This is a genomic window from Pontibacter sp. HJ8, from assembly GCF_054824225.1.
Window position 1 is genome coordinate 1 of sequence record NZ_JSYF01000424.1, and the last position, 10106, is coordinate 10106.

Consider the following 10106-nt stretch of genomic DNA (forward strand, 5'->3'; position numbering starts at 1 on the left):
GCCTTGTAAAAGGTAAAGGCTATACCTATCATGAAAGAGACTTTTATGAGATACTCGATCATAGTCTTAAATTTTTAGCTGGTCTTTTGGGATTTGATGATGCGAACAAGCTCATCGAGTTCTTCATTGGACAGGTTTTCCTCTTTGGCAAAATGTGTGATCATTTTGGTGAAGGAGTTCCCAAAGTACTTCCGCTTGATAGTAGCCACATCCTGCTCTCTATACTCGGCCAGGGGAACTAGGGGAGAATACCGGTACATGTTTCCAATTTTTTCGGCACTCAGAAATCCCTTTTCAGTCAAAATTTTCACCATAGTGGCAATGGTGTTATAGTGCGGTTTTGGTTCCGGCATCTCATCGATGATGTCTTTGATAAAGGCATCCCCGAGTTGCCAGACAACCTGCATGATCTGCTCTTCTCGTTTTCCTAATTTTAACATGGTGGTAGTATTTAGATCAAAGCTACTAATACGTTAGTAGCTTTCCTAATCAATTAGTACGACTCCTAATAAATTAGGATGTAACTTAATCAAAATTTAATTAAACTTTAACAGTTTTTGCAGCGAAAAAGCCTGTAGTAGTTCATTTTGGAGCTTTCTCTAGTTAGTATCGGTCAAAAAAATTTACGCGTGCTGCTCCTGTATCGCTAAACTGGTCTGTTCGGTGCACCTCCCAGGCAAGCCTTTATCTGCTGTCCGCCCTTACGGGGTAAAATCACCCTCCCAAGTTTCCTATTTTTTACAGGAAAAAAAGTTTTTGAATATTCGCTAAAACCTTGACACTGAACGTACAATTGCTTTCAGGCAGTGAACATTTCGCCTGGCTTCACCGATTACGGATAGCGTATGGAAGAAAGGAACCAGGAACCTGGCATGGCCGCCACAGAGGTGCCACAGGAAGTAACGGCCACTGTGTCAGCAGTTGAATCCGAAGCGGAACCCAGGCCGGCCCTGGGTATGGTCGACGCCATCGCCATGATCGTCGGGATCGTGGTGGGAGCAGGTATATTCCGGACACCTTCGCTGGTGGCTGCCAATGTCGAAAATCCGGCCATGTTCGTGACAGCCTGGGTATTGGGTGGGCTTGTTTCCCTGATCGGCGCACTTTGCTATGCCGAATTGACCACTACTTTTCCGCATGCGGGCGGGGATTACCACTTTCTGACGAGGGCTTTCGGCAAAAAACTGGCTTTTCTGTTTGCCTGGGCCCGGATGAGCGTGATCCAAACCGGCTCCATTGCCATCCTCTCTTTTATCGTGGGAGACTACCTGGCCCAGATCTACCGCATCGGCGAGTATTCCTCGGTGATCTATGCTGCCCTGGTGGTCATCTCTTTGACCGGGATCAACATCATTGGTGTCCAATTCGGGGCCGGTACACAGAAGCTGCTCACTGCCCTGGAAGTCCTCGGTATTCTGATCGTCATAGTAGCCGGAATCTTTTTTGCTCCGGATGGAAATGGCCCCATAACTGCCGTGCCTGCCCTGTCCGGTTCCACCACCTCCCTGGGGCTGGCCATGGTCTTTGTGCTGCTGACGTTCGGGGGCTGGAACGAAGCCGCTTACATTTCAGCGGAGTTGCGCTCGGGGCGCAGGGGCATGGCCATCGCACTGATCTCCAGTATTGCCATCATTACCCTGATCTACCTGCTGACCAACCTCTCCTACCTCCACGTGCTGGGCCTGGGCGGTATGGCGCAATCGGAAGCCGTAGCCGGTGACCTGATGCGTATTACGTTTGGTGAAGCCGGTGTGGTGCTGATCGGGCTGATCGTGACGGTTTCTGCGCTGACCTCCGTGAATGCGACCATCTTTACCGGTGCCCGCACCAATTATGCCCTGGGACGCGACTTTCAGGTATTAGGATACCTTGGCAAATGGAATGCCCGGACCTCTTCGCCTGTCAATGCTTTTATTGTACAGGGCACCATCTCGCTTGGGCTGATCGGCTTGGGTGTGCTGACACGGAATGGATTTGCCACAATGGTAGAGTATACCGCGCCGGTTTTCTGGTTTTTCCTGCTCTTGGTAGGTATAGCATTATTCATCCTCAGAAGAAAAGAGCCTGACCTGAACCGGCCTTTCCGGGTACCCTTCTATCCCATCACCCCGCTTATCTTTTGCCTGACAAGTGCCTACCTGCTTTATTCAAGTCTGATGTATACCGGGCTGGGAGCCCTGGTCGGGATTGGGGTACTGGTGGCAGGCGTGCTGCTTCTGCTGGCATTGCCGGCCATCGAGAAACGTATGCAGCGCCGAAAGTAAGAGGAAGTACACGGCTTCTTCCCTGGCAGTGCAGGTATAGCAGGTTGTTATCGAGGTGGAATGATTTGATTATATAATTAAAGTCATAAGCATCGGCTGGCTTCTTTTTGCTTCTTTCTGAAATCAGACAGAACTGATAATCAGCCTAAATCGTAGAACTAGGGTCTGCAGCAGCAAGCTGTGGAAGCCAGCTCCCCAAACCCGGCCGTATACCCTGCGCTGTCCGGCAGCCTGAGCGAGAGATCCGTCCGCTCCTTTGCATATGAAATTTTAATTTTTATATAATTTTTTTAACGAAAGGAAAGAAGATGAGATTAATCAGACATTCACTCTCTGCCGTAGTGATGGCGCTTTGCGTAACGGTTTCGTTTGCACAGACGACTACGACACCTAAATCAACCCCAACCACCAAGTCTACGGAGGCTCCCAAGCTGGATGTACCTTACGTGCCTACTCCACAGGCTGTGGTCGATGCCATGCTCAAGCTGGCCAATGTGAACAGCAAAGATGTTCTGTATGACCTGGGCTGCGGTGACGGACGCATTGTGGTGACGGCTGCAAAAGAGTATGGCGCCAAAGCTACCGGCTTTGACATCAATCCCGAGCGCATCAAAGAAGCCAACGCCAATGCCAAGGAAGCAGGTGTGACTGATAAGGTAAAATTTGTAGAGGGAAATCTGTTTAAAGTGGATTATAGCCCGGCATCCGTGGTCACGCTATACCTGTTGCCAACCGTCAACATGAAGCTTCGCCCCATGCTGCTGGAACAGCTCAAACCCGGCACCCGCATCGTCTCCCACGCCTTCGACATGGGCGACTGGCAGCCTGATGAAACCATGAATGTAGAAGGCTCCACCATCTACCTCTGGACTGTGCCGGAAAAGAAAAAATAAGCCTAAGAGAAACAAGTCAGTCAGGTATAGAAAGCCCGTGTTGTGCACAGCGCGGGCTTTTTCGATGCTTCCCGCAGCGCGCTCCACGGCAGGAAGGCGCCAGATCCTGAAACTGGAAGAGGTGAAAACACTTCGTTTCCGGCTATACCTGGCGTTCCATCCGGAGCCGGTTCTCGGGCCGTAAGCTGCTTTTAGAGGAAATGCTATACCTGCCTCCCCGCTCCGGATCCACACGCAATCTTGGTCAATATTCCTGTATTTTGATCTTTTAATGTATATTTACGACGGACACCAACAAAACACAAAAACATGTATACAGGACTACAGCATTTACATTCCTACCTAACCTACCTGGTACTGCTAGGTCTGGTGATCAGTCTCGTGAGTGCCCTTGCCGGTTTGTTCGGCAACAAGCCCTTTACGGATAAGAACAGAAAGACCAGCCTGCTTGGTCTGATCCCGGCGCACCTGCAGTGGGTGTTCGGCCTGATCCTGTACTTTGTCTCGCCGCTGGGTATGGCCAATGCGTCAGGTGCTGCCATGAAGGATTCTGTTTCAAGACTTTACATCCTGGAGCACCCGCTTACAATGATCATTGCGGTGGTGCTGATCACAGTAGGTTATGCCCGCGCCAAGCGCCTCGGGGATGACAAGAAGCGCTTCAGAAGCATTGCCATTTTCTATGGTTTGGGCCTGATCCTTATCCTGAGCCGCATTCCCTGGAATGCATGGCCGAATAACTAATCCCCTTTTTCGGTATCAACCAGGGAAATAGAATGAGCGCCTCCCGTTTCAGGTATAGACCCGATCTTATACCTGAAACGGGAGGCGTATTTTTTCCCGGAAGGTATAGCAAGGGGACTGTCGCAGTGTATCGTCTGATTCGTTATCTTTAGCGGCAAATTCTGTTTCGCTTTCTGCAGCAGCTATACCTTATTCGATCTGTTATACCTGTTTTCGCCTTAGCTTATCAAGGTGAACCGAACACCTCCGGTCCTGCCCAGGTATAGCCGGAGGATTTTGCTCACTTGCGGTTGAAAACAGCCGCCTAAAACTTGTGCTATGAAGCGAAAACGCTCTATATTTTTACTGATATTCATGACTTTTTTAGCTACCCAGTGCCAGACACACAAGCCCATTGCGCAAATCGCCGGTCAGGCCTTTGAACAACATGCCACTTATAAGGAGCCTGCCGTATCGCACCGGCGCTTCAAGCACGAGGACATTGTTCCGCTGCTCGAGCAACTGAAGCAGCACCCTTTGTTTGAAGTGCAGGTAGTAGGCCAGTCGGTAGAGGCGCGTGACATCTACCTGGTGAAAGTAGGTACGGGCAAGACCAAAGTCATGCTCTGGTCGCAGATGCACGGGGACGAGCCAACGGCCACGATGGCTTTGCTTGACCTCTTCAATTTTCTGCAGAAATCAGACGCGTTAGATCCTGTGCGGCAGCATATCCTGCAGAACACGACGCTCTACATTGTGCCCATGCTGAACCCGGACGGGGCCGAGCAGTACAAACGCCGCAATGCGCTGGGGCTGGACCTCAATAGGGACGCGCTCCGGCTACAAAGCCCGGAGGCCCGGTTGCTGAAAAGCCTGCGGGATAGCCTGGATCCGGAGTTTGGCTTCAACCTGCATGACCAGAGCCGCCACTATACCGTAGGCACCACTCCCAAGCCGGCTACCATCTCCTTCCTGGCACCGGCCTACGACCACGCGCAGTCTGTGAACGAAGTACGCGACCGGGCCATGCGCACGATTGTAGGCATGAATGAGGCGCTGCAGCAATTTATACCGGGGCAGGTGGCCAAATACTCCGATGAGCACGAGCCACGTGCTTTTGGCGACAATATCCAGAAATGGGGCACCAGCGTGATCCTGATCGAGTCCGGTGGCTACAAAGGCGATCCGGAGAAACAGTATATCCGCCAGCTCAACTTTGCATCCATCGTTTCGGCCCTGCACCTGATCGGAGACGAAGGTTATAAGGCGTATGACCGGAAGGATTATTTCAAAATACCTGAAAATGAACGGTACCTCTTTGACCTGGTGCTGCGGGGCGTACGCTACCAGGAAGACGGACAAAATACGCTGCTGGATGTCGGCATCAACCACTCCGAAGTAAAGGCGGCAAATGCAAAGGGCTTCTATCAGGCCAGCAGTATAGAGGAGATCGGGGACATGAGCGTCTTCTATGGCTACGAGGAACTGGATGCTGCCGGGCTGACGCTGGTGCCGGGTAAGGTATACGCGTCGCCTTTTAAGAACCTGTCCGAGTTAACGCCTGCGCGATCGCTTCAGCTGTTACAGGAGGGCTATACCACTGTCCGGGTAGAAACACTTCCGCATGCAACTGTAAACCCGCTGGAACTGCCGTTGAACGTAACCACGCTTTCAGGTACTGTGAATCATCGCCTGGGCCTGGATCGGGGGGCACATTTTGTACTGCAGGATGAAAAAGGCCAGGTACGCTATGCGATCGTGAATGGCTTTGTCTATGACCTGCAAGGCAGCAGACCGGCGCTCTTTCACGGACTCGTGCTGTAGCGACTGGTTTTTCCTGCCTCCACATTCCTGAAACACAGGTATCAACTAAATTTCTACTATATAGCACAACCGGTTATGGGATCAGTTTGTATCTTACAGTCCGATTCCTGACCAACCAACCTTTTCTTCATGGTATTAAATTATTTGTGGGCGGCCTTTTTCCTGATCGCCTTTGCCATTGCCCTGTTCCAACTCATCTTCTTCAACGACGTTGAGATTTTCCAGAAACTTGTAGCCAGTACCTTCGACAATGCCAAACTCGGCTTTGAGATTTCCCTGGGCCTGACCGGGGTGATGACCCTTTGGCTGGGCCTGATGAAGGTAGGCGAGCGAGGGGGCATCATCGCGATTTTCGCCCGGCTGGTGGCCCCTTTCTTCAACCGCCTCTTCCCGGAGCTCCCCAAAAACCACCCGGTGTTCGGTTCCATCCTGATGAACTTCTCGGCCAATATGCTGGGTCTGGACAATGCAGCCACTCCGCTTGGCCTCAAAGCCATGAAGGAGATGCAGGAGCTGAACCCCATCAAAGAACGGGCGTCCAATGCCCAGATCATGTTTTTGGTGCTCAATACTTCCGGACTTACCATCATCCCGATCAGCATCATGGTATTCCGTGCACAGCTGGGCGCCGTGGATCCTTCCGATGTGTTTATACCGATCCTGCTGGCTACTTTCTTCTCGACCCTGGTGGGTCTGATCTCTGTGGCGATCTACCAGCGTATCAATCTCTTCAACCCGGTCATACTGGCCTACCTGGGTACGCTCCTGCTTCTGATAGCCAGTCTTATCTATTACTTCAGCACGATCCCGCAGGAGCAGATCAGCATTATTTCCACAGTAGCCAGTAATGTCATCCTTTTCTCGATCATCATTTCCTTTATCGGATTGGCCCTGATCCGGAAGGTGAATGTATATGAGGCTTTTATTGAAGGTGCGAAAGAAGGCTTTACGGTAGCCATCACCATCATCCCATACCTGGTAGCCATCCTGGTGGCGATCGGCGTGTTCCGTACTTCCGGTGCACTCGACATGCTGGTGAATGGCATGGGTTACCTGATCGCGCTGGCGGGTGTGAACACAGACTTTGTACCGGCCTTGCCGGTTGCTTTCATGAAACCGCTGAGTGGCAGTGGTGCACGCGGGCTGATGGTCGAGGCCATGACCAATTATGGTGTCGATTCATTTGTCGGGCGTATGGCATCAGTTTTCCAGGGCTCTACCGAAACTACTTTCTATATACTGGCTGTCTACTTTGGTTCGGTAGGCATCAAGCGGTCCCGCTATGCCTTAACCTGTGGTCTGCTGGCTGATCTGGCAGGTATACTGGCAGCTATATTTATAGCCTATATGTTCTTTCATTAAACAGAAACGGACTTTATTTTACTTAAACAACAAGAGGCTGCCCTTCACAGGCAGCCTCTTGTTGTTTAAGTAAAACGTAATCGGATGGCTTAATTTCTGGCCACTACCGGCATATCTTCCAACTGGGCATAGCTTAATTTCCAGGTGCCATCGGCTCCTTTCTTCCAGAGAAGCATAAAATTGCCTTCTCCGTAGGCGTGGGGCTCATTCGGGCCCGAAGGAAGCACATCGACTGAAAAGGTACCAGCTTCATACGCTATTTCCTTGTCGGTACCTGTGCTGACCACATTGGTTTTCAGATCCGTGATCGTACCCATTGTCTCTCTCACCCACTTGTCAGCTACTTCATTTTTTCCGCTGAAGTGTACTTCTCCTTGCAGGAAGTGAACATCATCTGCCAGCAACGAGATGATCTTGTCTGAGTCTTTGGAATTCCAGGCTCCAATAAACTGCTGGTTAAGATCCTGTACGTTTACTTCTTCCTTCGCTTCCGAACAGGAAGCCAGGAATACGGTTGCGAATATTATATAAAGGAACGTTTTCATGTTGTCAGAATTTAAATGTATAAATGAACCACGGCTTATTACGGAAAGAATATATATCGGGATTTATTTAAAATGCCCGGACCTGAAGCCCGGGCATTGTGTAGATGAATGACAGGGTATGCCTGTTACCAACTCTTTCTTCTATATTCGGAGGTATGGTACGGCTTTGAACGGTCGCCATAATGCTCATTCGGCAGATAAGCCGCATTCACCATATACGGTAGCGTCTCGCCACTTGCATTATACATCATAGCAACAGAGTTCGCAGCATTTTCCTCCATCGGAGTCGCAGCTACCAGGCTGGACTGTCTGGCCGCTACGGATTTGGCAGGAGCTTTCGAGTTTTTAGCTACACTTGCTCTGTTGGCTGCCTCACGGTTAGCGGCTGCTCTGTTTGCCGCCGCGGTTCTTTCGGCCGCTGCCGCTCTCTCAGCCGCTGCTATACGGGCAGCTTCTGCTTCTCTCTCCTTATTTTTATTGTCAATATGCTTGCCTATACCGTAGCCGGCCGCGCCGCCTACAACACCACCCACAGCACCACCTACAACCCGGTTACGCTTATGAATGATGGCTCCTGCAGCAGCACCTGTACCGGCACCAATCACTGCACCTTTTGCCTGCGGGCTCCAGCCGGTTCTTTTCTCCTGCGCTTGTGCCGAACTGCCAACAGCAACTGATACCATCAGTGCCAGGCTCACTACATAACTTACCTTTTTCATAACGATCTCTTTTAATAAGAAAACCTAAATCTAATTATGGTCTGTATTTACAATTTGTATGCCATATACGCTATTTGTGTGATTTGTTAGCGGAACACAACACGCACAGGACAGCGAACAGCCCTATACTCAAACCACAATATATTGACAATCAGTATATTGTAATAAATTAAAATCAGCCAAAAAAAATTTAAGCAGGGTCAGCATATTTTTTAGCTCTAGCACGAAGTATGCTGCCTGTGCCTCCGGCTATTGTTTTAGCATCAGAATCCTCTATATTTAAGCATGACGACATTCAGACTGTTAGCCACTAAAGTAGCTGCCTTGGTTTCGATAGCAGCAGTTATCACCTCCTGCCAGAACCAGCAGGATGCGGTATCCTATGATCTGCTGATAGAAAAAGCCATTGTAATTGATGGAACCGGGAAAGCAGCATACGTGGCCAACGTGCTGCTGCAAGGCGACTCCATCGCGCTGATTGATCCGGATACGTCGGCGACTTACACGGCCGGCAGAACAATAGATGCCCGTGGCCTATACCTGACGCCGGGCTTTATCGATGCCCACGCACACGGTGATCCGCTGGAAACGCCGGCATTTACCAATTTCCTGTCGATGGGGGTGACCACCATCTGCCTCGGACAGGATGGCTTCAGTCCGGAGCAGGAAGACATTCAGGTATGGATGGATGCCGTAGCGGAGAAAAAGCCGGGTGTAAATGTGGCCTTATTTGCAGGCCACAACACCCTGCGTATGCTTTCAGGTATACAGTATGATAGCGTCCCTTCAGAAGCAGGTATGGCAGCCATGGAAAAGCTGTTGATAAAGGCGCTGGATGCCGGCTGCTTTGGCATGACGACGGGCCTGGAGTATACCCCCGGCATGTATGCTGACAGCGCGGAGCTAAACAGGCTGGCCAAAGTCGTAGGCAGCAAAAAAGGCCTGATCATGAGCCATATGCGCAACGAAGATGACGCCCTGGTAGAACGTTCTATTCGGGAGCTGCTGGTACAGGGGAAGTACTGCCCAGTGCATGTGTCGCATATCAAAGTAGTGTATGGCAAAGGCGAAAACCGGGCAAATGAGCTACTACAGCTCCTGGACGAAGCCCGCAAACAGGGTATACAGGTGACAGCAGACTTTTATCCTTACACAGCCTCTTATACAGGTATAGAGATCCTGTTTCCGGACTGGGCCAAGAAACCGAACGATTATCAGGAAGTGCTGAGAACCAGAAGAGAAGAACTAGCGACCTTCCTGAAAAAGAAGATAATACAACGCAACGGCCCTGAAGCAACCCTCCTCGGCTCCGGATCCTACAAAGCCAAGACACTTGGGCAGGTAGCAGAAGAACTCAAAAAGCCATTTGAGCTAGCGCTCATGGAAGACATAGGCCCTTACGGAGCGGACGGAGCTTACTTTATTATGGACGAAGCGCTGCAGGAAACTTTCCTGAAAGATCCCCACATCATGATCTGTACCGACGGCAGCCCTTCTATGCGTCACCCCAGAGGTTATGGAGCCTTTGCCAGAATACTGGAAAAATACGTTGTCAATGAGAAACTCCTGCCACTCGAGGAGGCCATCCGTAAAATGACCGGCCTGCCTGCCCAGACGATTGGACTGGCTGATCGGGGACTTGTCCTAGCGGGCTACAAAGCGGACCTGCTGCTGTTCGATCCGAAGGAAGTAAAGGAGAATGCGACGTATGAGAACCCTCACCAGCTTGCTTCTGGCTTCAGGTATATCCTTTTAAATGGGCAGATCGTGAAAGAA

10 protein-coding genes are annotated in these 10106 nt (G+C 50.7%); 6 read left to right on the forward strand and 4 right to left on the reverse strand.

Going from position 1 to position 10106, the window contains the following annotated elements; translation table 11 throughout:
- Positions 1-74: 74 nt before the first annotated feature.
- Complete coding sequence (locus OB13_RS16895; protein WP_461491356.1) at positions 75-440, reverse strand: BlaI/MecI/CopY family transcriptional regulator; 366 nt, start codon at positions 438-440, stop codon at positions 75-77.
- 405 nt (positions 441-845) lie between these two features.
- On the opposite strand from OB13_RS16895, the gene OB13_RS16900 reads away from it, so the two are divergent.
- From OB13_RS16900 to OB13_RS16910, 3 genes are all read left to right on the forward strand, one after another.
- A complete protein-coding gene (locus OB13_RS16900; RefSeq protein WP_461491357.1) occupies positions 846-2264 on the forward strand; it encodes an APC family permease in 1419 nt (472 codons plus the stop codon).
- A gap of 308 nt (positions 2265-2572) precedes the next feature.
- Entirely contained in the window at positions 2573-3157 is a 585-nt protein-coding gene (locus OB13_RS16905) for an SAM-dependent methyltransferase (RefSeq protein WP_461491358.1), read from the forward strand.
- Positions 3158-3466: 309 nt separating this feature from the next.
- On the forward strand, positions 3467-3901 hold the full coding sequence (locus OB13_RS16910; RefSeq protein ID WP_461491359.1) for a hypothetical protein: 435 nt from the start codon (positions 3467-3469) through the stop codon (positions 3899-3901).
- On the opposite strand, the gene OB13_RS16915 is transcribed toward OB13_RS16910, so the two are convergent.
- Positions 3898-4059 (reverse strand): hypothetical protein, encoded by a 162-nt coding sequence (locus tag OB13_RS16915; protein WP_461491360.1) that lies wholly within the window; start codon positions 4057-4059, stop codon positions 3898-3900. The two genes, OB13_RS16910 and OB13_RS16915, sit on opposite strands and share 4 nt — an antisense overlap.
- A gap of 196 nt (positions 4060-4255) precedes the next feature.
- Here OB13_RS16915 and OB13_RS16920 point away from each other — a divergent pair, with 196 nt between their 5' ends.
- On the forward strand, positions 4256-5704 hold the full coding sequence (locus tag OB13_RS16920) for a M14 family metallopeptidase (protein WP_461491361.1): 1449 nt from the start codon (positions 4256-4258) through the stop codon (positions 5702-5704).
- Between the two features lie 129 nt (positions 5705-5833).
- Positions 5834-7066, forward strand: coding sequence for a nucleoside recognition domain-containing protein (locus OB13_RS16925; protein ID WP_461491362.1), 1233 nt, complete (start codon positions 5834-5836; stop codon positions 7064-7066).
- Positions 7067-7155: 89 nt separating this feature from the next.
- Here the strand turns inward: OB13_RS16925 and OB13_RS16930 are convergent, their stop codons facing one another.
- Together OB13_RS16930 and OB13_RS16935 are read right to left on the reverse strand one after the other, a co-directional pair.
- A complete protein-coding gene (locus OB13_RS16930; protein ID WP_461491363.1) occupies positions 7156-7611 on the reverse strand; it encodes a YybH family protein in 456 nt (151 codons plus the stop codon).
- A gap of 125 nt (positions 7612-7736) precedes the next feature.
- Positions 7737-8330, reverse strand: a complete 594-nt coding sequence (locus tag OB13_RS16935) for a YMGG-like glycine zipper-containing protein (protein ID WP_461491364.1) — start codon at positions 8328-8330, stop codon at positions 7737-7739.
- Between the two features lie 285 nt (positions 8331-8615).
- On the opposite strand from OB13_RS16935, the gene OB13_RS16940 reads away from it, so the two are divergent.
- Positions 8616-10106: N-acyl-D-amino-acid deacylase family protein (locus tag OB13_RS16940; RefSeq protein ID WP_461491365.1), on the forward strand; the 1491-nt coding region annotated here is incomplete at its 3' end.

Coding starts and splice junctions, on each gene's coding strand:
- OB13_RS16910 (WP_461491359.1), top strand. CDS start 3,467: ATGTATACAGGACTACAGCATTTACATTCCTACCTAACCTACCTGGTA.
- OB13_RS16935 (WP_461491364.1), bottom strand. CDS start 8,330: ATGAAAAAGGTAAGTTATGTAGTGAGCCTGGCACTGATGGTATCAGTT.
- OB13_RS16905 (WP_461491358.1), top strand. CDS start 2,573: ATGAGATTAATCAGACATTCACTCTCTGCCGTAGTGATGGCGCTTTGC.
- OB13_RS16920 (WP_461491361.1), top strand. CDS start 4,256: ATGACTTTTTTAGCTACCCAGTGCCAGACACACAAGCCCATTGCGCAA.
- OB13_RS16925 (WP_461491362.1), top strand. CDS start 5,834: ATGGTATTAAATTATTTGTGGGCGGCCTTTTTCCTGATCGCCTTTGCC.
- OB13_RS16895 (WP_461491356.1), bottom strand. CDS start 440: ATGTTAAAATTAGGAAAACGAGAAGAGCAGATCATGCAGGTTGTCTGG.
- OB13_RS16930 (WP_461491363.1), bottom strand. CDS start 7,611: ATGAAAACGTTCCTTTATATAATATTCGCAACCGTATTCCTGGCTTCC.
- OB13_RS16900 (WP_461491357.1), top strand. CDS start 846: ATGGAAGAAAGGAACCAGGAACCTGGCATGGCCGCCACAGAGGTGCCA.